A 24,316-nucleotide genomic window follows, 5' to 3' on the forward strand; every position below is an offset into this window, starting at 1 on the left:
ACCCTGTCGGCGGCGCCCGAAGCACGCTTCGCGCGCTGTCCTCAAACGCCGGACGGGCTGAATTTCGCTGGTTACGGTCCGCGAAATTCAGCCCGTCCGGCGTTTGAGGACACGCGGCGCAGCCGCGTTGGGGTCCGGGGTCTCCCCGGTTTCGGGAAGGGGCGGGGCTGGGGAAGAACAAACCGCCTACCTCGGCGGCAACTCCGGTCGTCGCAGATCCGGTACCCCCGAGTAATCCGGCGGCTCCGCGCAGCCGTGGCGTTCCAGGAGGTCGAGGGCCAGCCGTACCGCGTCGTCCATCTGTTTGTGGCGGCCCTCCGCCCAGTCCAGCGGCGTGCGGTCGATCTCGATGTCCGGTTCGACGCCGTGGTTCTCGACGCCCCAGCCGTACGCGTCGAACCAGGCCGCGTTCATCGGGACGGTGATCGCGGAGCCGTCGCCGAGGCGGTGGCGGCCGGTCATGCCGACGACGCCGCCCCAGGTGCGCAGGCCCACCACGGGGCCGATGCCCTGGAGTTTGAAGGCGGCGGTGATCATGTCGCCGTCGGAGGAGGTCATCTCGTCGGCGATGGCGACGACCGGGCCGCGGGGCGCGTTGCTCGCGTACGACACGGGTTGCGCGCCGCGCGTGAGGTCCCAGCCGACGATGGTGCGGGTCAGCTTCTCCACGACCAGCTCGCTGATGTTGCCGCCCGCGTTGCCGCGCACGTCGACGATCAGCGCCGGGCGGGACATCTCCATCCGCAGGTCGCGGTTGAACTGCGCCCAGCCGGAGCCGCCCATGTCGGGGATGTGGAGGTAGCCGCACTTGCCGCCGCTGAGCTCGCGGACGACCGCGCGCCGTTTGGCCACCCAGTCCTGGTAGCGCAGCGGGCGTTCGTCGACGAGCGGCACCACGGCGACCCGGCGGGCGGGGCCCTCGCCCTCGGCGGGCCGGAAGGTCAGCTCGACGGTGGTGCCGCCGGCCGCCGCGAGCAGGGGGTAGGGGCCCGCCACCGGGTCCACGGGGCGCCCGTCGACGTGGGTGAGCGCCGAGCCCTCCCGGATGCCGGAACCGGCCAGCGGGGAGCGGGCCTTGGAGTCGGAGGAGTCGCCGGGCAGGATGCGCCGCACGGTCCAGGAGCCGTCCTTGTCGTGCACGAGGTTGGCGCCCAGCAGGCCGATGGCGCGCTGGTAGTGCGGCGGGCCCTCGTTGCGGCGGGCGGCGACCACGTAGGCGTGCGAGGTGCCCAGCTCGCCGAGGAGCTCGCGCAGCAGGTCGGCGAACTCGTCGGGGGTGGCGACGCGTTCGACCAGCGGGCGGTACTGGTCGAGGACCGCGTCCCAGTCGATGCCGCACATCCCCGGTTCCCAGAAGTACGCGCGGACGATCCGGCCCGCCTCCTCGTACGCCTGCCGCCACTCGGCCGCCGGGTCCACGTCGTGCAGGATGCGCCGCATGTCGATGAAGACGGTCGAGTCGGAGTCGCCGACGTCCCCGGAGGGCACGGCCCGCAGCTCGCCCTCGTCGTTGACGACCAGCCGGGTGCCGTCGCCGCTGACCGCGAACCAGTCGAGGGAGCTGGTGAGTTCGGTGCGCTTGGCCTTGGCCAGGTCGAAGTGTTCGAGCGTGGGGCGGCCCGAGGTGTCGGCGGGGTTGGCGAAGGTCTCGCCGAGGGCGCCGGAGATCGGCCAGCGCAGCCACACCAGGCCGCCGCCGCCGACCGGTTCGAGCGCGGAGTACTTCGAGGCCGCGACCGGGAAGGGCGTCACCCGGCTCGCCAGCCCCTCCACCTCGATGAGCGTCGAGCCGTCGCCACCGCCGCCGTCGTCGGAGTCGAGCCCGCCGGCCGCGGGCCTGCCCTCCGTGGTGAGTGCGAAGGGCGAGGGCGTCGCCGAGGACAGCGGCACCAGATAGGGGCGGCAGCCGAGCGGGAAGGAGAGGTCGCCGGTGTGCACGTCGTAGACGGGGTCGAAGCCGCGCCACGACAGGAAGGCCAGATAGCGGCCGTCGCGGGTGAAGACGGGCTGCTCGTCCTCGAAGCGGCCGTTGGTGACGTCGACGACCGTCCGGTCCGACAGTCTCGCGATCCTGATCTGGCGCAGCGAGCGGCCGATGCCGGGGTGCGACCACGTCAGCCATGCCGAGTCGGGGGAGAAGGCCAGGTCGCGGACGGGGCCGTTGGCGGACCGGACGAGTTCGAGCACCTCGCCTTCCGCTGCGCCTTCTTCTGCGGCTTCTTCTGGGGCTTCTCCTTCGGCCGGGACGTCCACCAGCAGCAGCCGCCCGTCGTGCGCGGCCACGGCCAGCCGCTCGCCGTCCGGGGAGGCGATCAGCTCGTGCACCCGGCCGATCCGGCCCGCCGCCAGCCGCCGCGGCTCCGCGGGCCCGGTGGCGCGCGGCAGTTGCGCGACCTCGATCGCGTCCTCGCCCTCGGCGTCGGTGACGTAGGCGACCTGGCCCGTCGAGCCGAGCATCTCCGGCAGCCGGACCCGCACACCGGGGGTGTCGGCGATGGTCCGCGCCGGGCCGTCGCGGTGCGTCAGCCAGTAGAGGCTGCCGCGGACCTCGACGGCGCTCGCGCGGCCGGTGGTGTCCACGGCGAGCGCCTCGACGTTGCTGGCGGCCTGCACCTGGTACGGGCGCCGCCCGGCCCGAGGCCCGCCCAGGCGCACCTCCAGCCTGCGCGGGACGCCCCCGGGGCCGAGGTCGTCCACCAGCCACAGCTCGCCCGCGCACTGGTAGACGACGCGCGAGCCGTCGGTGGAGGCGTGCCGGGCGTAGAAGTCGGCGTGGTCGGTGTGGCGGCGCAGCCCGGTGCCGTCGGGCAGGCAGGAGTAGAGGTTGCCGACGCCCTCGTGGTCGGAGAGGAAGGCGACGCGGTCGCCGACGAACATCGGCGAGTCCAGGTGGCCGCGCAGGCCGGGCACCAGCCGGGTGCCGTGCAGCCACAGCCGTCCCGTGGCGCCGCCGCGGTAGCGCTTCCAGGCGGCGGGCTCGTGCGGCGGCTTGCCCGTCAGCAGCAGCGTCCGGTCTTCGGCCCCGCCGATCGCGATGTCCGAGGCGGGCCCCCACGGCAGCCGCCCGCCGGGGCTGCCGTCGGTGGGCAGCCGGTAGGCCCAGGAGAAATAGGAGAAGGGCTGGCCGTGCGAGGAGACGGCGAGGATGTCGCAGCGGCCGTCCTGGTCGGGGGGTGCCCAGCCGCAGACCCGGGCGTCGCCGCTGCCCCAGTAGGTGAGCCGCCGGGCGGGCCCGCCGTCCACGGGCGCCAGGTGGATCTCGGGGTCGAGGCTGCGCCAGGTCGTGAAGGCGATGTGCCGGCCGTCGGGGGAGAAGCGGGGGTGCCCGACCCGGGTCCGGTCGACGGTCAGCCGCCAGGCGCGAGCGGCGTCCTTCGCGCCGTCGGCGTCGAGGGGGGCGATCCAGAGGTCGTCCTCGGCCGTGAAGCAGAGCAGACCGCCGTGCAGATGAGGGAACCGCAGATACGCATCACTCACCTCCTCATCGTTTCGGCCCCGGAGGGCCACGGCAACTCGGTCCGGAACACGCGCCGCGCGGGAGCGGAGGCCGTGACGGAGAACACCACCGAAACGACATCGTTTCGATGAGGTAGCACGTACGCTCGTGGTGTACGAAACCGTTTCGTTCCGGGACGCCCGGAACCGGGACGGTCCCGTACCCGCGAGTCGGACACCCACGTGAGCCTGAAGGGAGTGACGCGTGCCCATGGACAGACCCGAGCCGGCGGTGCCGCGCCGCACCCGGCTGACGCCCGAACGCGAAGGCGAGCTCTACGGCGCCGTCCTGGAGATCCTGCGCGAGGTCGGCTACGACGGCCTCACCATGGACGCCGTGGCGGCCCGTACGCGCTCCAGCAAGGCGACCCTCTACCGCCAGTGGAAGGGCAAGCCCGAGCTGGTCGCGAGCGCGCTGCGGCACCAGAAGCCGGTCCAGCTGTCGGCCATCGACACCGGCACGGTGCGCGGTGACCTCCAGGCCATGCTGTGCGTCGCCGACGACGCACAGATGGAGAAGGACGCCGCCCTCATGCGGGGGCTGGGCCACGCCATCCACACCAACCCCGATCTGCGCCGCGCACTGCGTGAACTGCTGGTCGAGCCCGAGATCGAGGGGCTCCGCGCGATGGTGCGCCGCGGCGTCGAGCGGGGTGAGATCGCCGCCGGCAATCCGGCGCTCGACTACGTCGGGCACATGATGGTCGGCGCGTTCCTCACCCGCCACCTGATCGAGGACCGGACCGCGGACTGCGCGTATCTGGCCCACTACATCGACGCCGTGATGGTCCCCGCACTCGGCCTCTGACCCCACAACCACCTCCCACCTGACGCGCCGCTCTCGTCGTCGGGCCGTTACCTCACGCCCTGTTCCGCCACATCTCGACACGACGGGAGCACAACGCCTCGTGGCCACGTTCCTCTACAGACTCGGCCGGCTCGCCTTCCGGCGCCGCTGGTACGCAGCCCTCATATGGGTGCTGCTGCTGGTGCTCGCCGGCACGGGCGCCGCCACCGCGTCCAAGTCCACCAACAACGACTTCTCCATCCCGGGCACCGAGGCGCAGGCCGCCTTCGACCTGCTGGAGCAGCGCTTCCCGGGCCAGACCCCGGACGGGGCCGCCGCCCGCGTCGTCTTCAAGGCCCCCGACGGCCAGAAGATCACCGACGTCAGGAACCAGGCCGCGGTCGAGAAGGCCGTCGCGGAACTCGCCGGCCCCCAGGTGGCCTCGGCCGCCGACCCCTTCAAGGCCCACGCCGTCAGCAAGGACGGCACGACCGCGTACTCCTCGGTCAGCTACAAGGCCAGGCCGCAGGACCTCACCGACGCCTCGCGCGACACCCTCAAGGGCGCGGCCCAGCACGGCCGTGACGCCGGGCTGACCGTCGAGATCGGCGGCAGCGCGCTCCAGTCCATGCCCGAGGGCGGTTCGGAGATCATCGGCATCGCGGTGTCCGCGGTCGTCCTGCTGATCACCTTCAGCTCGCTGGTCGCCGCGGGTCTGCCGCTGCTCACCGCGATCATCGGCGTCGGCATCGGCGTCTCCTCGATCGCCGCGCTCGCGCCGTTGCTCGACCTGTCCAGCAACACCTCGACGCTGGCCATGATGATCGGCCTCGCGGTCGGCATCGACTACGCGCTGTTCATCGTCTCCCGCTACCGCGCGGAAGTGGCCGAGGGCCGCGCACGCGAGGAGGCGGCCGGACGGGCCGTCGGCACCGCGGGCTCCGCGGTGGTCTTCGCCGGCCTCACCGTGGTGATCGCGCTGGCCGGCCTCGCGGTCGTCAACATCCCGATGCTCACCAAGATGGGCCTGGCCGCCGCCGGCACGGTCGCCATCGCCGTGCTCATCGCGCTCACCCTCATCCCCGCGCTGCTGGGCTTCGCGCCCCGCAAGGTGCTGGCCCGCAAGGACCGCAAGCGCGACGGCCGCCCGGAGGACACGGACAAGCCGAACATGGGCACCCGCTGGGCCCGCTTCGTGCTGCGCAAGCCCGTCTGGGTGCTGGCCGCCGGTGTGCTCGGCCTCGGCGCGATCGCCGTGCCCGCGGCCTCCCTCCAGCTCGGCCTGCCCGACGACGGGGCGCAGCCCAAGAGCAGCACCCAGCGCAAGGCGTACGACATGCTGGCCGACGGCTTCGGCGCCGGCTTCAACGGCCCGCTGATGATCGTCACCGACGCGGCGAAGGCGAGCGACCCCAAGGCCGCCGCCGACACCGTGGTCAAGACGATCAAGGGCATGGACGACGTCGCCATGGTCACCCCGGCCAACTTCAACAAGGCCGGTGACACCGCGACGATCACCGTGGTGCCCAAGTCCAAGCCGACCGGCACGGAGACCGAGGACCTCGTCCACGCGATCCGCGACAAGGGCGGAAAGATCACCGCGGACACCGGGGCCAAGGTGCTCGTCACCGGCTCCACCGCGATGAACATCGACGTCTCGCAGAAGCTCAACGACGCCCTGCTGCCCTACCTGGCACTCGTCGTCGGCCTGGCCTTCCTGCTGCTGATGGTCGTCTTCCGCTCGGTGCTCGTCCCGCTCAAGGCCGCCCTCGGCTTCCTGCTGTCCGTGGTCGCCGCCCTCGGCGCGGTCGTCGCGGTCTTCCAGTGGGGCTGGCTCGGCTCGCTCTTCGGCGTCGAGGAGACCGGCCCGATCATGAGCATGATGCCGATCTTCATGGTCGGTGTGGTCTTCGGTCTCGCGATGGACTACGAGGTCTTCCTCGTGACCCGCATGCGCGAGGCGTTCGTCCACGGCGAGCGCCCCGGCCAGGCGGTCGTGACCGGCTTCAAGCACGGCGCGCGGGTCGTCTCCGCCGCCGCGGTCATCATGATCAGCGTCTTCGCGGGCTTCATCGGCTCCTCGGAATCGATGATCAAGATGATCGGCTTCGGCCTGGCCATCGCCGTCTTCTTCGACGCGTTCGTCGTCCGCATGGCCATCGTCCCCGCCGTCCTCGCCCTGCTCGGCAAGGCCGCCTGGTGGCTGCCCGGCTGGCTCGGCAGGATCCTGCCGAACGTCGACGTCGAGGGCGAGCAGCTGCAGAAGCAGCTCGCCACCCCCTCGGGCGACCCCGACCCCGACGAGAAGCGCGAGCTGGTCGGCGTCTGACCGTCCGCCGCGTAAGAAGGCCCGGTCGCGTACGAAGGCCCGGCGCGGGCCCCTGATCCCAGGGGCCCGCCGCCGGGCCTTTCGCGCCCCCGCACACCCCCGCCCGCCTGTGGGCTGCGCCATGCGAGGGAACCGTTGGTCCCCGTACGGGCGTTTTCTCTAGTCCACATACCTTGTGGGCGCGATCGGGGGCGCGTGTGATGGAAAGGGCTCCGCGTTGAACCTGCTCGATGTGCTTCTCATGCTGATCGTCGTCGCCTACGCCGTATCCGGATTCCGGCGTGGCCTGATCGCCGGCCTCGTGCTGTTCGCGGGCTTCCTCGGTGGCGCCGTCCTCGGCGTCTGGGCGCTGCCCTACGCCCTGGAGCCCTTCGAGGCCGGCACCTCGACCGCGGCCGTCGTCGCCGTCCTGGTCGTCCTCCTCCCCGCCGCCCTCGGGCACGCGCTCGCCGGGCGGCTCGCCTGGCGGCTGCGCCGCCACCTGACCTGGGCGCCCGTGCGCGGCGTCGACGGCATAGGGGGCGCCGCCGTCAACTCCCTGGCCGTCCTCCTCGTCGGCTGGGTCGCCGCGAGCGTCCTCGTCTCGGCGAACTCCACCCTCCTCACCCGCGAGATCAAGGACTCCGCCCTGCTCGGCGCCGTGCAGAAGGCCATGCCCGAGCAGGCACCCACCTGGTTCAGCCGCACCACCGACGCCCTCGCCGGGGCGGGCTTCCCCCAGGTCTTCAACCCCTTCGAGAACGAACCGGCCACCGGCGTCGCCAAGCCCTCGGGCGACGCGGTCACCCAGGCCGTGGGCCGCGCCGCCCGCGAGAGCGTCGTCAAGGTCGAAGGCGTCGCGGACGTCCGCGACGGCCGCCGCGGCCAGGAGGGCAGCGGCTTCGTCTACGCCTCCCACCACGTGATGACCAACGCCCACGTCGTCGCCGGGGTGAACAGCCCGACCGTGCGCGTGGGCGGCGTCGGCCGCGCGTTCCAGGCCAAGGTCGTCCTCTTCGACCCCCGCACCGACGTCGCCGTCCTGGACGTGCCCGGCCTCGACGCCCCCGTCCTCCCCTTCGACAAGACCGCCAAGCGCGGCGACGCGGCCGTCGTCGCGGGCTTCCCCGAGAACGGCGGCCTCGACCTGCGCGCCGCGACCGTGGCCAACGAGGTCCGCGCCAAGGGCCAGGACATCTACGGCGACGGCGTCACCACCCGCACCGTCTACTCCCTGCGCTCCACCGTCCGCCCCGGCAACTCCGGCGGCCCCCTCCTCACCCCCTCCGGCAAGGTCTACGGCGTCGTCTTCGCCCGCTCCACCTCCGACCCCGAGACCGGCTACGCCCTCACCGCCGACCAGGTCGCGGCGGCCGCGGACCGGGGGCGCACGGCCACGGCCCCGGTGAGCACGGGGACGCGGGCGGCCCTGTGAGTCAGACCGCCGTGCGTTCGAGCCGCTGCTCGTCCTCCTCCAGCAGCCGGGCCGCCATCGCGTCCAGCGCCCGGTCGAGGAGGGCGCGGTCCTCGGGGTCGCCGACGTCCCAGTCCTCCAGCCGGGCCGACAGCCAGGACCGCCACGCCGCGCCGAGGCGCTCGATCTCGGCCTCGCCCGAGGGAGTCAGGAACAGCCGGTCGCCCTCGGCCCGCGCGTAACCCGCGAGCGCCGTACGGGCGAAGGCCGGTTCGAGGACCTCGGGCGGCATGCGGTGCGCGACGGCCACCGAGGAGAGCGTCGCCTCGCCGCGCACCCGCAGCCGCCAGTGGATCTGGCCCAGCGTCCACGCCTCGGCGGGCCCCAGCGGGCTGCCCGACGCGGCGAGGACGCGGCGGCTCACGGGCGGGCCGTGCTCCTTGCGCATCACGCCCGCCACCGCCCGCTCCAACTGCCGCTCCGCCTCGGCGGAGTCCGGGGCCGCGAAGCCCTCGCCCATGTCGGAGGCCCCGGCCCGGGCGCTGTCCCGCAGCGGCACCTCCTTCAGGAACCACGCCACGACGAACCCCGCGAGGGCGACCGGCACGACCCAGAAGAAGACGTAGTTCACCGTGTCCGCGTAGGCGTCGACGATCGGCGCCGCCTGGGCGTGCGTCAACTGCTCCAGCCCCCGCGGGCTCTGCACCGCGGCGGGCGGCACGCCCGGGGACCGCAGCAGCGCGTCCGCCAGATTCGGCCGCAGCCGGTTGGCGTAGAGCGTGCCGAAGATGGCCGTGCCGAAGGAACTGCCGAGCGTACGGAAGAACGTCACGCCCGAGGTCGCCGTGCCCAGCTCGTGGTACGCCACCGTGTTCTGCACGGCGATCGTCAGCACCTGCATGGCCAGCCCGATGCCGACGCCCAGGACGAACATGTAGAGCGACTCCAGCCAGGGCCCCGACGACGCGTTCATGGTCGACATCAGGAAGAGGCCGAGCGCCATCACGGCCGTGCCGGCGATGGGGAAGGCGCGGTAGCGGCCGGTGCGGCTGATCGCGATGCCGGAGAGCATGGACGCGCCCAGCAGCCCGGCGACCATGGGCAGCGCGCGGACGCCGGACATGGTGGCGGAGACCCCGTCGACGTACTGGAGGTAGGTCGGCAGATACGTCATCGCGCCGAGCATCGCGAAGCCGACGATGAAGCTGAGCACGGAGCAGACGACGAAGACGGGATTGCGGAAGAGGTGCATGGGCAGCATGGGCTCCTTGGCCCGCAGCTCCACCAGCACGAACAGCCCCAGCAGCACCACCGACCCCGCGAACAGGCCGACGATCACGGCCGAGCCCCACCCGTACTCGTTGCCGCCCCACTCCAGGCCGAGCACCAGCCCCGAGGCGCCGAGCGCGACCAGCACGATGCCGAGGTAGTCGATCACCGGCCGGACCGCCGAGCGGACGACCGGGATCGTCCGGGCCGCCATCGCGACCATGACGATCGCGACGGGGACGTTGACGTAGAAGCACCAGCGCCAGGTGGCGTGGTCGGTGAAGATCCCGCCGAGCGTCGGGCCGACGACCGTGGTCACCCCGAAGACGGCGCCCAGCGCACCCTGGTACTTGCCGCGCTCGCGCAGCGGGATCACGTCGGCGATCAGCGCCATGGCCGTCACCATCAGCCCGCCGCCGCCGATGCCCTGGAGCGCGCGGGCGGCGATCAGCATGAGCATGGAGTCGGCGGCCCCCGCGAAGACCGAGCCGCCGACGAAGACCACCGCGCTCAGCTGGAAGACGACCTTCCGCCCGAAGAGGTCGCCGAACTTGCCGACCAGCACGGTCGAGACCGTCTCCGCCAGCAGATAGGCGGTCACCACCCACGCCATGTGCCCGCCGCCGCCCAGGTCCGCCACGATCGTGGGCAGCGCGGTGGAGACGATGGTCTGGTCGAGGGCCGCGAGCAGCATGCCGAGCACGATGGTGACGAAGACCAGATTGGTGCGGCGCCTGCCGAGCTCGGGCGGCACGGGGGTCTCCGCGGCGGGCTGTGCGGTGGCCGTGGACATCGGCGGGCCTCCTCCGGAACTCTCCCGGAGTTCAGCATTCGCGCAACGCGGGGCTTCCGCCACCGCTGGGGCGTACGGGGTGCCCCGAAGGGGCGCGGGGCGATGACATGGTGCGGCTCCGCCGCGTGGGCGCGACCAGCCCCCACCGGACCCGCAGACGAAGGACTGGCCACCGAGCAGAGCGCCGACGCTCAGCCGGTGGTCACCTCGGCCGCCGCCTCCGTGGGCCGGACGTCGGCGCTCCACTTCTCCTCGATGCGGGCCGTCTTCCAGATGACCAGGGCGAGCACCCAGGTGGCGAAGAACAGGCCGACGATCACGAAGCCGACGGTGTTCAGGTCCAGGCCGCCGATCCAGTCCCAGAACGCCCCGTGCAGGCCGAGCTTGTCGGCGATCAGACCGAGCAGCTCGACGGTGCCGATGATCAGCGCCACGGCGACGGACAGGGCGGTGATGGTGAGGTTGTAGTAGACCTTCCGCACCGGCTTGGAGAAGGCCCAGCCGTAGGCGAAGTTCATGAACGAACCGTCGATGGTGTCCAGCAGCGACATCCCCGCCGCGAAGAGCACGGGCAGGCACAGGATCGCGTACCACGGCAGGCCCGACGCGGCGCCGGAGCCGGCGAGGACGAGGAGGGCGACCTCGGTCGCGGTGTCGAAGCCGAGGCCGAAGAGCAGGCCCAGCGGGTACATCTGCCACGGCTTGGTGATCGACTTCATGACCCGGCCGAGCAGCCGGTTCATCAGCCCGCGGTTGTTCAGCTGCTCCTCCAGCGCCGCCTCGTCGAAGTGCCCGGCGCGCATCTTCCGGAAGACCTTCCAGATCCCGGCCAGGACCACGATGTTGAAGATCGCGATGAGGTAGAGGAAGGCACCGGAGACGGTGGTGCCGATCCAGCCGGTGACCTCGTGGAGCCCGGAGTTCTCGTCCTGCACGGGCCCGGCCAGCGCCTTGACGCCGAGCGAGAGCAGCAGGGCCAGGGCGAAGACGACGCTGGAGTGCCCGAGCGAGAACCAGAAACCGACCGACAGCGGGCGCTTGCCCTCGTGCATCAGCTTGCGGGTGGTGTTGTCGATCGCCGCGATGTGATCGGCGTCGAAGGCGTGCCGCATGCCGAGCGTGTACGCGGTGACGCCGATGCCGATCCCGAAGGACTTGGTGCCCAGGCTGTAGTGCTCGGGCGCGACGATGGCCACCAGGACGAACCACCCGACGACGTGCAGCGCGACGATGAAGGCGGCCATGCCACCCATACGCCGCCACTCGGCACCCGTCATCACACCGGATATTCGCTGCCAACGGGAGAGAGCTACGTCCTGGCCTGCGGTGGTGGAGACCATGGCGGCCCCTTCCTGATGGTGCGCAATTGACGGCACACGGTAGGCGCGGGGCGCGCGCAGCTGCAAGTGCGTTGCATTAGGGGGTGGGGGTGCGGCTTCTCGTGTGCGCCTGCGCCTACGGTCCTCGCGCCCTCGCGTGGTCCGGCGGCTGCGGGTAGGTGGGGGCTGATCGCGCAGTTCCCCGCGCCCCTGACGGGGGCGGCGACATGCGCCCCGTAAGGGGCGCGGGGAACTGCGTGACAAGCCCCCACCGGGCCTGCGGCCGACATCGAACCCCGAAGGGGGCCCGGGGCGAAGCCCCGAAAAGAGAACCCGGAAGAAAGCCCGATCCACCCCGGTCTACGCGCATTGAGCACGGCCATGCACCATGGTGTGAGCCCTTATACGGAACAGACAGCGGAGCAGGAGACAGCGGTGGACGTCCAAGGCACGGTGACGGCCGGTTTCGAACCGGTCCGGGACGCCTTCGCGGAGAACTTCGCCCGGCGCGGCGAGCGCGGCGCCGCCGTCTCCGTCTACCGGCGCGGGCACAAGGTCGTCGACCTCTGGGCCGGCGTCAAGGACGCCGACGGCTCCTCCTCCGACCCGTGGGAGCAGGGCACCGCCCAGGTCGTACGCTCCGCCGGCAAGGGCGTCGCGGCCGCCGTCCCGCTGCTCCTGCACCAGCGCGGCCTCGTCGACCTGGACGCGCCGGTCGGCACGTACTGGCCCGAGTTCAAGGCCGCCGGCAAGGAGCGCGTCCTCGTCCGCCACCTGCTCTCGCACCGCGCCGGCCTGCCCGTACTCGACACCCCGCTCACCCCGGCCCAGGCCATCGACGGCATCAGCGGCCCGGCCGCCCTCGCCGAGCAGGCGCCCGCCTGGGAGCCCGGCACCGCGCACGGCTATCACGCGCAGACGTACAGCTGGCTGCTCGGCGAGCTCGTCCTGCGGGTCACCGGCCGGACCGTCGGCAGCTGGGTCGCGGAGGAGATGGCCGCGCCCCTCGGCGCCGGCCTGTGGATCGGCCTGCCCGCCTCCGAGCAGGCGCGCGCCGGGCGGATCGCCGACGTCGAGCCGCCCGCCGACCCCGCCACCGCGGGCCTGCGGATGCGCCCCAAGAAGGCCGTGTCCGACGCCTACCGCGACCCGGACTCGCTCACCCGACGCGCGTTCGCGGCGATCGAGCCGCAGGCCGACGAGAACGACCCCGCCTACCGCGCCGCCGAGCTCCCCGCCTCCGCGGGCGTCGCCACCGCCGACGGCCTGGCCCGCTTCTACGCCTCGCTGCTCGGCGACCTCGACGGCACGCGGCGGCTGTTCGCCCCGGCGACGCTCACCCTGGCCCGTACGGAGGAGTCGGCGGGCCCGGACCGCGTCCTGGTCGTGGGCACCCGCTTCGGCCTCGGCTACATGCTGCACGGCGCGGCCTCCCCGCTGCTGGCCCCCGGCTCCTTCGGCCACCCCGGCCGCGGCGGCTCCCTCGGCTTCGCCGACCCCGAGTCGGGCATCTCCTTCGGCTACGTCACCAACGGCATGCAGAAGAACGTCACCGCCGACCCGCGCGCCCAGGCGCTCGTCCGCGCGGTATCGCTGGCACTGAACCCGGAAGCCTGACGCCGGCCGCGCGCCCGGCCCCGCTCGGGGGGCCTGCGCAAGGCCGCACGCCCGGCCAGGGCCCGCATGCCCGGCCCCGCCCGGAAACCCGAGGGCACCGCGCACCGCGCGGTCCGGTGCCCGTGGCCCGGGGCTAGGCCGTGTCCGGCGGATCTTCGCCAGTCTGCGGGCCCGTTGCCTCCCCCAGCTGCCTCCCCCAGAGGTGCCTCCCAACGGGCTGAAAAGAAAAGAACGGCGCACCCGGCTGGAATGAAAGGCGTGCCCGGCGGAAAGGAAAGGCGCCCCCGGCCGTGAACGTACCCTCCGGCGGAGGGGGTGGGGCCGGAGGGTGGGGTTCTGGAACGCGGTGCGTTGTCAGGGCACTCAATGCGCCTGACGGCGCCTCGCACCGCGTTCCAGGTCCTCAGCCCGGAGGTCACACCTCCGGCACCCACCACCAACCCAGCCCGTCCGGCGCTTGAGGACACCGCCGCGCAGCGGTGGTGCGGACGACGACCACCCGCAGCACCGACCACAAGATCCGCCGGACAGGCCCCAGGGGCTTCGGGGCTCAGGCCCCGCCCCCCCCCGCGCCCCCGGGCGGGGCACCCGCACCCCGGTGCGGCGGGAGGCAAGATTGCCGCTCCCCCCAGCGGGTAGCGCTCCCGCATGGCAGCAGCAGCACGCTTCGACGGCTACGCCGTAATGATCACCGGCGCGGGGCGCGGCATCGGCGCGGCCACCGCGCGGCGCTTCGCCACCGAGGGCGCGCGGGTCCTCGTCACCGACCTGGACGGTGAGCGCGCCGCCGGGGCGGCCGCCGCCCTGCGCGCCGACGGGCTGGCCGCCGAGTCCTGTCCCTGCGACGTCGCCGACCGGGCGGCGGTCGAGGCCGCCGTCGCCACCGCGGCCGACCGCTTCGGCCGGCTCGACGTCCTCGTGAACAACGCCCTGTCCTGCCACCCCGACGAGCCGTATGTCGAGGACACCTCCGACGAGGAGTGGTTCCGCGACCTCGACGTCACGCTGACCGGCGCCTTCCGGTGCGTACGCGCCGCCGTGCCGCACCTTGCCGCGGCGGGCGGGCGCGGCAGCGTCGTCGGCATCGGCTCGGTCAACGGTGAGCGGGACTTCGGCAACCACGCCTACAGTGCCGCCAAGGCGGGCCTCGCGAGCCTCACCCGCACGCTGGCCGGGCACTGCGCGGCGCGCGGCGTACGCGTCAACCTCGTCGCGCCCGGCACCGTCCGCACCCCCAACTGGGACGGCCGCGAGGACGTGCTGGAGCGCGCAGCCCCGCACTACCCCCTGGGCCGCGTCGGCCGCCCCGAGGACATCGCCGCCGCCGTCGCCTTCCTCGCCTCGCCCGACGCGTCCTGGATCACGGGCGTCACCCTGCCGGTGGACGGCGGCCTGCTCGCGGCCGACCCGGGCCTGAAGCGGGCCATGCGCGGTGAATAGGCGCTGGACAGGCGGTCCGCACGGCATGGTCAGACAGCTCGGAGATACGTGTAGACCCTGACCTCGGGGTCGGGCCGCCGCTCCGCCGCCCCGTCCGCCCACTCCGCGAGCTCGATCGCCCGGCTGCCGTCCGTCGTGACGTGCACGTGCGCGGCGAGCACGCCGGGCTGCGGGCCGGCGTCCGGTCCGGTGAGCGTGCGGACCGCGAGGGCCGCGGCCGGGCGCTCGGCGTCGAGCACGACGCTGCGGTGCAGCCGGGTGCGGCTGAGCCCGGGCCGCTCGATGCCGGGTACGAACCGGTCCACCCGGCTGATCACAGCGGGCCGCAGCGCCCGGGCGAACTCCAGGTGTTCCTCGTCGCTCCGCCACTGCGCGTAATGAAGGATTCCGGTGCCGTCCACGTCGAGGTACATGTGCTGGGCGAGCAGCCCGTCGGGCTTCGCGCGGCCCGCCCACTCCTCGGCGACGGCCTCGGCGGCGAGCCGCGTCCGCTCGGGGTTCCCGGTGCCCCAGCGGCTGAGCAGGAAGGTTCCGGTGTCGGGCCGGATGATGTCGTGCAGGCGCGGGTTCTTGATCGTCATGCCTGGGACTCTGGTACCTCAAGTGGGCTTGAGGTCAAGGCGCATGAGCGAGAAGCCCGGCTTCCGCACGCGCGCCGCACTGCTCGACGAGCCCGGCCGGGCGCCCTCCTCCCAAACCCCCCGCGCGCCGTCCGCGGCACTCTCACAGGGCCGTTCCCTACGATGGCGCGGTGACCAGTGACACCGCGACCCAAGCCCGGCAGGGCCAGACCGCAGACGAGTGGCAGCCTCCGTGGCAGCGCAGACTCGGGCGGTTCGGCTATGCGCGCGGGCCGCAGCCGGACGTGCGGGAGCGGCTCGTGCCGGCGTTCCCCGAGCCCGGTACGCGGGTGTGGGCGCGGCTCGGCGCGGGGCCGGTCCTGGCGCGGCTGCTCGCGCGCTGGTCGGGGTGGACCGGGCCCCTGCTCGTCGCCCTGTTCGCCGGAATCCTCCGCTTCTGGAACCTCGGCAGTCCCAAGGCGGTGATATTCGACGAGACGTACTACGCGAAGGACGCCTGGGCCCTGTGGAAGTACGGCTACGAGGCGAAGTGGCCGGACAACATCAACGACCGGATCATCGCCGGTCACGACCAGATCGCCGACGCCCCGGGCTATGTCGTGCACCCGCCGATGGGCAAGTGGGTCATCGGCCTGGGCGAGTGGCTGTACGGGCTGAACCCTTTCGGCTGGCGTTTCATGGTCGCGGTGCTCGGCACGCTGTCGGTGCTGATGCTGTGCCGCATCGGGCGCCGCCTCTTCCGCTCCACCTTCCTGGGCTGCCTCGCGGGCGCCCTGCTCGCCGTCGACGGCCTGCACTTCGTGATGAGCCGCACCTCGCTGCTCGACTCGGTGCTGATGTTCTTCGTGCTGGCGGCCTTCGGCTGCGTCCTGGTGGACCGCGACAAGGCGCGGGCCCGCCTCGCCGCCGCGCTGCCCGTGGACGCGGACGGGCTCGCCCGCCCGGACGCCGACGTCGGCGGCGGGCTGGGGCTCGGCTGGCGGCCGTGGCGGATCGCCGCCGGCGTCTGCCTCGGACTGGCCTGCGCCACGAAGTGGAACGGCGTCGTCTATCTGGCCGCCTTCGGCCTGCTGATCGTGCTCTGGGACATGGGCTCGCGCCGCGTCGCGGGCGCCCGCCACCCCGCCCTGGCCGCGCTCCGGCGCGACACCCCGTGGGCGTTCCTGGCGACCGTGCCGGTGGCCCTGGCCGTCTACTTCGCGTCGTGGACCGGCTGGTTCGTCAACAGCGGCACCTACAGCGAGAAGGAGGGCTGGCAGCACAGCGGCTTCTACCGGCACTGGGCGGAGACCAGCGGCGGCTACAGCCCGGACGGCTTCCTGGCCGGTGTCCTCAACCCGCTGCGCAGCCTGTGGCACTACGAGCACGAGGTGTGGAAGTTCAACACCAACCTCTCCTCGCCGCACACCTATCAGTCCAACCCCTGGAGCTGGCTCGTCCAGGCCCGGCCCGTGTCGTACTTCTACGAGTCCCCGGCGCCCGGCACCGACGGCTGCCCCAAGGGCGCGGCCGACAAGTGCGCCCGCGAGGTGCTCGCGCTGGGCACGCCGCTGCTGTGGTGGGCGGCCTGTTTCGCGCTGCTGTATCTGATCTACCGGTGGGGGTTCCGGCGCGACTGGCGGGCGGGCGCGGTGCTGTGCGCGATCGCGGCGGGCTATCTGCCGTGGTTCATGTGGCAGGAACGCACGATCTTCGTCTTCTACGCCGTCGTCTTCGTGCCGTTCCTGTGTCTGGCCCTCGCGATGATGATCGGGGCGATCCTGGGGCCGCCGGGATCCACGGAGCGGCGCCGGGTGCTCGGCGCGATCGGCGCGGGCACGCTGGTCCTGCTCATCGCCTGGAACTTCGTCTATTTCTATCCCCTCTACACCGGCCGCCCCATCCCCATCGAGGCGTGGCGCAACCGGATGTGGTTCGACTCCTGGATCTGACGGCATCACAGGTGACGGGGTGTCAGCCTCGGAACGGTGGATTCCGGCCATCTGGGCCCCTCTGTCACCGCAGTCCCGTAGAGTCGCCATTCAGAGGTTTTAATCACCTGATTAAAACCTGGGTGGGGACCTGTAGGGGGCTGGGACATGCACAAGGGAGCGAAGGTCGCGATCGGGGTCGTGGCCGCGGCGATGGCGGGGGCCGCGGGGCTCGGCGCGTACAACGTCGTGAACGCGGTCACCGACACCTCCGGCAGCCGGGCCGAGGCGGCGCCCGTCAAGACCGGGCCGCCCACGGACACCGAGGTCGACAGAACCGCGCGCGACTTCCTCGCGGCCTGGGAGTCGGGCGACGCGCACAAGGCCGCTGCCCTGACCGACAACGTCGAAGCGGCCACCACCGCCCTCACCGGCTACCGCGAGACCGCCCACGTCGAGAAGGTCAGCTTCAAGCAGGGCGCCGCCACCGGCACCAAGGTGCCCTTCTCCGTCACCGCCGAGGTCGTCCACGGCAAGCAGCGCGACACCTGGACCTACGCGTCCTCGCTCGGCGTCGTCCGCGGCAGGTCCACCGGACAGGCCCTCGTCGACTGGCAGCCCACCGTCGTCCACCCGCAGCTCGGCCGCGGCGAGTCGCTCACCACGGAAGTGAGCGGCGCCCCGCAGATCACCGCCGTCGACCGCGACGGCGCGACGCTCGACGCCAAGGACTACCCCTCCCTCGCGTCCGTACTGCCGGAGCTGCGCAAGCGCTACGGAGTGAAGGCCGGCGGCGAACCGGCCGTCGAGGTCCGGGCCGTGGACCCCGCGAGCCCCGGCAAGGCACCGAGGACCCTGTACGTCGTCTCCAAGGGCAAGCCCGCACAGCTGCGCACGACCATCGACGCGGCCGCGCAGCGCGCCGCCGAGTCCGCCGTCGACCGGCAGGCCGACGCGTCCGTCGTCGCCGTCAAGCCCAGCACCGGCGAGATCCTGGCGATCGCCAACTCGAAGAAGACCGAGTTCAACGCCGCGCTCATGGGCCAGACCCCGCCCGGCTCCACGATGAAGATCATCACCTCGGCGATGCTGCTGGAACAGGGCAAGGCCACCCCGGACAAGCCGGTGCCGTGCCCGAAGTACGCCACCTACGGCATGAGGTTCCACAACGTCGAGGAGAGCGAGAACCCCGGCGCCACCTTCGCCCAGGACTTCGCCGCCTCCTGCAACACCGCCTTCATCTCCTTCGCAGGCGAGGTGCCCGACGGCGCCCTCACCGCCGAGGCCAAGGACGTCTTCGGCCTCGGCCTTGAGTGGAAGACGGGCCTGCCCAGCTACGACGGCAGCGTCCCCGCCGACCCCGACTCCGGCAAGGCCGCCGCGATGATCGGCCAGGGCCGGGTGCAGATGTCCCCCCTGAACATGGCCTCCGTGGCCGCGACCGTACGCGCCGGCTCCTTCCACCAGCCCTACATCGTCGCGCCCTCCCTCGACGACCGCGGTCTCGCGCGGGCGTCCCGCGCACTGCCCGCCACCGTCGCCCAGCAACTCCGCTCGATGATGCGGCTCACCGCCGTCTCCGGGACGGGCCGCCGGGCGATGTCCGGACTCGGCGACGACATCGGGGCGAAGACGGGCTCCGCGGAGATCGACGGCCGGCCGAAGCCGAATGGGTGGTTCGCGGCTTATCGGGGGGACGTGGCCGCGGCGGCGGTCGTCCCGCAGGGTGGGCATGGCGGGGATTCCGCGGGGCCGATCGTGGCGGCGGTGCTCAGGGCTGGTTGATCTTTTGTCTTCGGCTTTTCCGCCTGCGGCGGGCTTGTTCCCCACCCCGCCCCTTCCCGAACTGGGGCGCGTGCCCCAGGCCCCCGGCTGCGGGTCCGTTGCGCCTGCGGCGGGGGAGCCCTGCGGGCGCGTCCTCAAACGCCGGACGGGCTGGATGTGCGGACCGTAGCCAGTAGCGGCTGCGGCCCGCAGGTTACGAGCCACGGTCCGTGAATTTCAGCCCGTCCGGCGTTTGAGGACAACGCGGCGAAGCCGTGTTGCGGGGTCTGGGGCGGAGCCCCCACGCGGCGGAGCCGCACATCAGATGCAGCCGGGAAGGGGCAGGGCTGGGGAAAAAGCCCGCCGCAGGCACAACCGACCCACACCCCGAAGGGCCCGGGGCGGAGCCCCACCGCGGCGGACCCGCACATCAAACGCAGCCGGGGCCCAAGGCGGCGCACCCCCGCCCCCGCCCCTGAGAGGATGGGCACGTGACCGGAACGCTCGTACTCGCAGGTACCCCCATCGGTGACGTCACCGACGCCCCGCCCCGACTGGCCCAGGAACTCCTCGCCGCGGAAGTGATCGCCGCCGAGGACACCCGGCGGCTGCGCCGCCTCACCCAGGCGCTCGGGGTGCACACCACCGGGCGCGTGGTGTCGTACTTCGAGGGCAACGAGTCGGCCCGTACGCCCGAGCTCGTCGAGGCGCTGGCCGGTGGCGCGCGCGTGCTGCTGGTGACCGACGCGGGGATGCCCTCCGTCTCCGACCCCGGCTACCGCCTGGTCGCCGCCGCCGTGGAGCGGGACATCAAGGTCACGGCCGTGCCGGGGCCCTCCGCGGTGCTGACGGCACTCGCGGTGAGCGGGCTGCCGGTGGACCGGTTCTGCTTCGAGGGGTTCCTGCCCCGCAAGGCGGGCGAGCGGCTCGGGCGGCTGCGCGAGGTCGCGGACGAGCGCCGGACGCTGGTCTATTTCGAGGCCCCGCACCGGCTGGACGACACCCTCGCCGCCATGGCCGAGGTGCTGGGCGCCGACCGCCGCGCCGCGGTGTGCCGCGAGCTGACGAAGACCTACGAGGAGGTCAGGCGCGGCCCGCTGAAGGAGCTCGCCGCCTGGGCCGCCGAGGGCGTGCGCGGCGAGATCACCATCGTGGTCGAGGGCGCCGCCGAGCCCGGCCCGCAGGATCTCGACGCGACCGAGCTGGTGCGCAGGGTGCGGGTGCGGGAGGAGGCGGGGGAGCGCCGCAAGGAGGCCATCGCGGCCGTAGCCGCCGAGGCAGGCCTACCCAAACGAGAGGTGTTCGATGCCGTGGTGGCGGCAAAAAACGCCGCCCAGCAGGGCCCATCGGCGGGTAAAGGACTATCGTGAAAAGCAAAGCTTAGGCCGCGTGGCCAGGCACTTTGGATAGTGCGCCGCCAAGTTTGCCCCAATTCGGGACAGGGCTGCTGCGTTACCGCCGGGATAGGCGTTCCCTGTACGTGGGACGTCCGATCCCGGAGATAACTTGTCCTCAGGACAAGAGGAGCTGCCATGAGCGAGATCGCAGGAACCTCGAACGGTGTCCGGCCGATAGCCACCCGGCCCCCGGTGCCCGCGCAGGGCACAGCCGAGCCTGCCCACGAGTCGTACTCCTTCGCTTGCATGCGATGCGGGCACGGCTGGGAGCAGTCGTACGAGATCCAGCACCACACCGACGCCGAGGGCCGGCCCTTCGTGGTCTATTACGCGGACGGCGCGCGCGTTCCGTCGCCGCTGACCAACCCCACCTGCGAGAACTGCGGCGAGCACGTCGTGCGCATCATGCGCTCCGGTCGGGTGTCCAAGATCGCCGATGTGCTGCACAGCCCGGCGAAGCCGGCCGTGCCGGCCACCGGTCAGGCGCCCGCGGGTCCACTTGCGGCCGCACCGGGCGAGCCCTCCGGGACACCGGAAGGCGAGCACGAGCACCACTGGCACCTGTCGGACCTGCTGCACCCCTTCCACCACCGGAAGTGAGCCCGGTCCGCCGCGATCTCTAGAATCGCGTGCATGGCGGCAACAGCATCGAACAGCGGCAACTCCGGCGGCAAGCGGAATCAGAACGACAAGGACGTCCCTCCGCCGCTCCCGGAGCCGCTGGCGGTGCCCGTCGCCGACTCCCACACCCACCTCGATATGCAGGACGGTTCCGTCGAGGACGCCCTGGCCAAGGCCGCGTCCGTAGGCGTGACCACGGTCATCCAGGTCGGGTGTGACGTGGCGGGCTCCACGTGGGCGGCCGAGACGGCCGCCGCGCACGAGAGCGTCTGGGCCGCGGTGGCCCTGCACCCCAACGAAGCCCCCCGGATCGTGCTCGGCGACCCGGACGGCTGGTCCCGGCAAGGCGCCCGCGAGCCCGGCGGCGACGCCGCCCTGGACGCGGCCCTGGAGCGCATGGACGCGCTGGCCGCGCTGCCGCACGTCCGCGGCGTGGGCGAGACGGGCCTGGACTTCTTCCGGACGGGCCCCGAGGGCATGGCCGCCCAGGAGCGCTCCTTCCGCCGCCACATCGACATCGCCAAGCGGCACGGCAAGGCCCTGGTCATCCACGACCGCGAGGCCCACGACGACGTCCTGCGGGTCCTGCGCGAGGAGGGCGCGCCCGGGACGGTCGTCTTCCACTGCTACTCCGGCGACGCCGAGATGGCCAAGGTCTGCGCCGAGGCGGGCTACTACATGTCGTTCGCAGGCAACGTCACGTTCAAGAACGCCCAGCACCTCCGTGACGCACTCGCCGTGGCCCCGCTCGACCGGATCCTGGTGGAGACCGACGCGCCCTTCCTGACCCCGATGCCGTATCGCGGACGGCCCAACGCGCCGTACCTCATTCCGGTCACTTTGCGCGCGATGGCCGGCTACCGCGGCATCGCGGAGGACGCCCTGGCCACGGCGGTCGCCGAGAACACCGCAAGGGCGTTCGGTTACTGACGCATGGGTGTGCGACACAGTGTGACAATCTGACTTTGGATAGTGACCCTCCCTCCGCTACAGTCCCGGGCCGATAGCTCGACCCAGGGGAGTGTCGCGTGACTCATGCACCGGGCAGCCCCCGTGCCGCACGCCGCGGTGCGCCGGAAGCGCCGCCGCTTTACGACCCGTACGACCCTTACGGTTCAGCCATGCCGTACGGCACCTACGCCCCGTACGTGCCCCACGGCGCGCCCGACGACCGCTACGGGACGTACGAGCCGCCGGTCACCGGCCCCTACGACCCGTTCCTGCCCGAGCCCCGGGAGGCCGGGCCCCACGCCGGGCCCCACGAGCCGCAGGACCTCCACGACCTGCCGCACCTGCCCCGCCAGCCCCTCGCCCCGCAGGCCCCCGACGAGCCCGCGGCCGAGGCCCCGGAGGGCGGTCCCGAGGACCCCGGCGGCCCCCTCGGCCCCGAGCCGTCCCGCGGCGACCGCGGGGCCTCCCGCCGGGCCGCCGGGCGCCGCAAGCGGACCGGTGAGCGCCCCGACGCCCTGCGCAAGCTGATCCCGCAGGCCCTCGTCGTCGCCTTCCTCGCCGGCGGCACGTCCTCGTTCATCGCCGCCGACAAGACCGTCCGGCTCGACGTCGAGGGCAAGACCCGCACCCTGCACACCTTCGCCGACAGCGTCGACGAGCTCCTCACCGACCAGCACGTCGCCCTCGGCGAACACGACGCCGTCACCCCCGGCCACCACCACGGCCTCACCGCCGGCGACGAGATCTCCGTCCGCTACGGCCGCCCCGTCGCCCTCACCCTCGACGGCCGGCACCACCAGGTGTGGACCCACGCCCGCACCGTCGACGGCGCCCTGCGCGAGCTCGGCGTACGGGCCGAGGGCGCGTACCTCTCCACCCCCCGCACCGCCCCGATCTCCCGCCACGGCCTCGACCTCGACGTGCGCACCGAGCGCACCGTCACCTTCATGGCCGACGGCCGCGAGCGCACCATCCGCACCAACGCCGCCACCGTGCACGAGGCCGTCGAGGCCGCCGGCATCACCCTGCACGGCCAGGACACCACCTCCGTGGACCCCGACAGCTTCCCCCGCGAGGGCCAGACGATCTCCGTCATGCGGATCACCGGCACCGAGGAGGTCCGCGAGACCCCCATCGACTTCGACACCGAGCGCCACGACGACGCCACGCTCTACAAGGGCACCGAGGTCGTCTCGCAGCGCGGCGAGAAGGGCGTCGAGCGCACCACCTACGCCCTGCGCATCGTCAACGGCGTCAAGCAGAAGCCCACCAAGCTCTCCTCCGAGACCGTCCACGAACCCCGCACCGAGGTCGTCCGGGTCGGCACCAAGGCCCGCCCCACCACCGTCCAGGGCGCCGAGGGGCTCAACTGGGGCGGGCTCGCCCAGTGCGAGGCCGGCGGGCGCCCCGACGCCGTCGACCCCTCCGGCACCTACGGCGGCCTCTACCAGTTCGACGTCCGCACCTGGCAGTCCCTCGGCGGCGACGGCCGCCCCCAGGACGCGCCCGCCTCCGAGCAGACCCTCCGGGCCAAGAAGCTGTACGTCAGCCGGGGGGCGAGTCCGTGGCCCGTGTGCGGCCGTAAACTTCACGGGTGAGCTCCAGCCCCAGCACAGACGACTCCGGTGCCCTGCTCGGCCCCGCGGACATCCGCGAGCTGGCCGCAGCCTTGGGGGTACGCCCCACCAAGCAGCGCGGCCAGAACTTCGTGATCGACGCCAACACGGTCCGGCGCATCGTCCGCACCGCCGAGGTACGGCCCGACGACGTCGTCGTCGAGGTCGGCCCCGGGCTGGGGTCCCTGACCCTCGCCCTGCTGGAGGCCGCCGACCGGGTCACCGCCGTCGAGATCGACGACGTCCTCGCCGCCGCCCTCCCCGCGACGATCGCCGCCCGGCTGCCCGCCCGCGCCGACCACTTCGCACTCGTGCACAGCGACGCCATGCACGTCACCGAACTGCCCGGCCCCGCGCCCACCGCGCTCGTCGCCAACCTCCCGTACAACGTCGCCGTGCCCGTCCTGCTCCACATGCTGGCCCAGTTCCCCAGCATCGAGCGCACCCTCGTCATGGTCCAGGCCGAGGTCGCCGACCGCCTCGCCGCCGCTCCCGGCTCCAAGGTCTACGGCGTGCCGTCGGTCAAGGCGGCCTGGTACGCGCACGTGAAGCGGGCCGGATCTATTGGGCGGAACGTGTTCTGGCCGGCGCCGAATGTCGACTCGGGGCTTGTGTCGCTCGTGCGGCGGGATTCGCCGATCGAGACGACGGCGAGCCGTTCGGAGGTGTTCGCGGTGGTGGATGCGGCGTTTGCGCAGCGGCGTAAGACGTTGCGGGCGGCGCTTTCTGGTTGGGCGGGGTCGGCTGCGGCTGCGGAGGCGGCTCTGGTTGCGGCTGGGGTTTCGCCGCAGGCGCGGGGGGAGTCGCTGACGGTGGAGGAGTTCGTGGCGATCGCTGAGCGCAAGGTGTAGGTGCGGGTTTGTGTGCGGCTGGGGTGGTGGCTGGGCCGGGGTGGGCCGGGTGCGGGTGCCGGTGCGATGCCGGTGCGGGTTTGTCTGCCGCCTGCGGCGGGACGCCCTTCGGGCGTGGCCTCAATCGCCGGCCGGGCTGGGTTTGTGGCTGGGCCGGGGGTGTGACCTCCGGGCTGAGGACCT

At 72.7% G+C, this 24,316-nt stretch carries 16 protein-coding genes; 12 read left to right on the forward strand and 4 right to left on the reverse strand.

The features are described 5' to 3' along the window. Positions 1-186 precede the first annotated feature (186 nt). Positions 187-3,477: a S41 family peptidase gene (locus AB0435_RS31195; protein ID WP_366428487.1), complete on the reverse strand. Its 3,291-nt coding sequence runs from the start codon at positions 3,475-3,477 to the stop codon at positions 187-189. 229 nt (positions 3,478-3,706) lie between these two features. Between AB0435_RS31195 and AB0435_RS31200 the strand changes: the two genes are divergently transcribed. The 3 genes from AB0435_RS31200 to AB0435_RS31210 all read left to right on the forward strand — a co-directional run bounded on the left by AB0435_RS31200 (position 3,707) and on the right by AB0435_RS31210 (position 8,025). Then, on the forward strand, positions 3,707-4,303 hold the full coding sequence (locus tag AB0435_RS31200; protein ID WP_366005369.1) for a TetR/AcrR family transcriptional regulator: 597 nt from the start codon (positions 3,707-3,709) through the stop codon (positions 4,301-4,303). Positions 4,304-4,403: 100 nt separating this feature from the next. Beyond that, entirely contained in the window at positions 4,404-6,611 is a 2,208-nt protein-coding gene (locus AB0435_RS31205) for an MMPL family transporter (protein WP_366428488.1), read from the forward strand. 217 nt (positions 6,612-6,828) lie between these two features. After that, positions 6,829-8,025 carry a MarP family serine protease gene (locus tag AB0435_RS31210; RefSeq protein ID WP_366005367.1) on the forward strand — a complete coding sequence of 399 codons (1,197 nt, stop codon included), beginning with the start codon at positions 6,829-6,831 and terminating at the stop codon, positions 8,023-8,025. A 1-nt stretch (position 8,026) separates the two neighbouring features. On the opposite strand, the gene AB0435_RS31215 is transcribed toward AB0435_RS31210, so the two are convergent. After that, positions 8,027-10,066, reverse strand: a complete 2,040-nt coding sequence (locus AB0435_RS31215) for an MDR family MFS transporter (protein WP_366428489.1) — start codon at positions 10,064-10,066, stop codon at positions 8,027-8,029. Positions 10,067-10,257: 191 nt separating this feature from the next. Continuing rightward, positions 10,258-11,343: a HoxN/HupN/NixA family nickel/cobalt transporter gene (locus AB0435_RS31220; protein ID WP_366428494.1), complete on the reverse strand. Its 1,086-nt coding sequence runs from the start codon at positions 11,341-11,343 to the stop codon at positions 10,258-10,260. A 423-nt stretch (positions 11,344-11,766) separates the two neighbouring features. Between AB0435_RS31220 and AB0435_RS31225 the strand changes: the two genes are divergently transcribed. Continuing rightward, entirely contained in the window at positions 11,767-13,002 is a 1,236-nt protein-coding gene (locus AB0435_RS31225) for a serine hydrolase domain-containing protein (RefSeq protein WP_366005365.1), read from the forward strand. Between the two features lie 648 nt (positions 13,003-13,650). Further along, entirely contained in the window at positions 13,651-14,442 is a 792-nt protein-coding gene (locus tag AB0435_RS31230) for an SDR family NAD(P)-dependent oxidoreductase (protein WP_366428490.1), read from the forward strand. Between the two features lie 29 nt (positions 14,443-14,471). On the opposite strand, the gene AB0435_RS31235 is transcribed toward AB0435_RS31230, so the two are convergent. Further along, entirely contained in the window at positions 14,472-15,023 is a 552-nt protein-coding gene (locus AB0435_RS31235) for a hypothetical protein (RefSeq protein WP_366005363.1), read from the reverse strand. 170 nt (positions 15,024-15,193) lie between these two features. On the opposite strand from AB0435_RS31235, the gene AB0435_RS31240 reads away from it, so the two are divergent. The 7 genes from AB0435_RS31240 (at position 15,194) to rsmA (ending at position 24,133) form a co-directional block, all read left to right on the forward strand. After that, positions 15,194-16,954 carry a phospholipid carrier-dependent glycosyltransferase gene (locus AB0435_RS31240; RefSeq protein ID WP_366005362.1) on the forward strand — a complete coding sequence of 587 codons (1,761 nt, stop codon included), beginning with the start codon at positions 15,194-15,196 and terminating at the stop codon, positions 16,952-16,954. Positions 16,955-17,101: 147 nt separating this feature from the next. Next, on the forward strand, positions 17,102-18,718 hold the full coding sequence (locus tag AB0435_RS31245) for a penicillin-binding transpeptidase domain-containing protein (protein WP_366428491.1): 1,617 nt from the start codon (positions 17,102-17,104) through the stop codon (positions 18,716-18,718). 470 nt (positions 18,719-19,188) lie between these two features. Continuing rightward, on the forward strand, positions 19,189-20,067 hold the full coding sequence (rsmI, locus tag AB0435_RS31250) for a 16S rRNA (cytidine(1402)-2'-O)-methyltransferase (RefSeq protein WP_366005360.1): 879 nt from the start codon (positions 19,189-19,191) through the stop codon (positions 20,065-20,067). Between the two features lie 162 nt (positions 20,068-20,229). Then, on the forward strand, positions 20,230-20,694 hold the full coding sequence (locus tag AB0435_RS31255) for a hypothetical protein (protein WP_366428492.1): 465 nt from the start codon (positions 20,230-20,232) through the stop codon (positions 20,692-20,694). Between the two features lie 33 nt (positions 20,695-20,727). Further along, complete coding sequence (locus AB0435_RS31260; protein WP_366428493.1) at positions 20,728-21,645, forward strand: TatD family hydrolase; 918 nt, start codon at positions 20,728-20,730, stop codon at positions 21,643-21,645. Positions 21,646-21,836: 191 nt separating this feature from the next. Then, positions 21,837-23,264 (forward strand): ubiquitin-like domain-containing protein, encoded by a 1,428-nt coding sequence (locus tag AB0435_RS31265; RefSeq protein ID WP_366005357.1) that lies wholly within the window; start codon positions 21,837-21,839, stop codon positions 23,262-23,264. Then, a complete protein-coding gene (rsmA, locus tag AB0435_RS31270; protein WP_366005356.1) occupies positions 23,261-24,133 on the forward strand; it encodes a 16S rRNA (adenine(1518)-N(6)/adenine(1519)-N(6))-dimethyltransferase RsmA in 873 nt (290 codons plus the stop codon). The genes AB0435_RS31265 and rsmA overlap by 4 nt, the downstream gene beginning before the upstream one ends. Positions 24,134-24,316: the final 183 nt, after the last annotated feature.

It is taken from the genome of Streptomyces sp. NPDC051173 (assembly GCF_040689515.1).
Lineage (GTDB): Bacteria > Actinomycetota > Actinomycetes > Streptomycetales > Streptomycetaceae > Streptomyces.

What these genes read in the sequence shown, in the direction of transcription:
- AB0435_RS31200 (WP_366005369.1), top strand. Translation starts at nt 3,707, where the DNA reads ATGGACAGACCCGAGCCGGCGGTGCCGCGCCGCACCCGGCTGACGCCC.
- AB0435_RS31260 (WP_366428493.1), top strand. Translation starts at nt 20,728, where the DNA reads ATGGCGGCAACAGCATCGAACAGCGGCAACTCCGGCGGCAAGCGGAAT.
- AB0435_RS31220 (WP_366428494.1), bottom strand. Translation starts at nt 11,343, where the DNA reads ATGACGGGTGCCGAGTGGCGGCGTATGGGTGGCATGGCCGCCTTCATC.
- AB0435_RS31235 (WP_366005363.1), bottom strand. Translation starts at nt 15,023, where the DNA reads ATGACGATCAAGAACCCGCGCCTGCACGACATCATCCGGCCCGACACC.
- AB0435_RS31215 (WP_366428489.1), bottom strand. Translation starts at nt 10,066, where the DNA reads ATGTCCACGGCCACCGCACAGCCCGCCGCGGAGACCCCCGTGCCGCCC.
- AB0435_RS31230 (WP_366428490.1), top strand. Translation starts at nt 13,651, where the DNA reads ATGGCAGCAGCAGCACGCTTCGACGGCTACGCCGTAATGATCACCGGC.
- AB0435_RS31265 (WP_366005357.1), top strand. Translation starts at nt 21,837, where the DNA reads ATGCCGTACGGCACCTACGCCCCGTACGTGCCCCACGGCGCGCCCGAC.
- AB0435_RS31245 (WP_366428491.1), top strand. Translation starts at nt 17,102, where the DNA reads ATGCACAAGGGAGCGAAGGTCGCGATCGGGGTCGTGGCCGCGGCGATG.
- AB0435_RS31225 (WP_366005365.1), top strand. Translation starts at nt 11,767, where the DNA reads ATGCACCATGGTGTGAGCCCTTATACGGAACAGACAGCGGAGCAGGAG.
- AB0435_RS31255 (WP_366428492.1), top strand. Translation starts at nt 20,230, where the DNA reads ATGAGCGAGATCGCAGGAACCTCGAACGGTGTCCGGCCGATAGCCACC.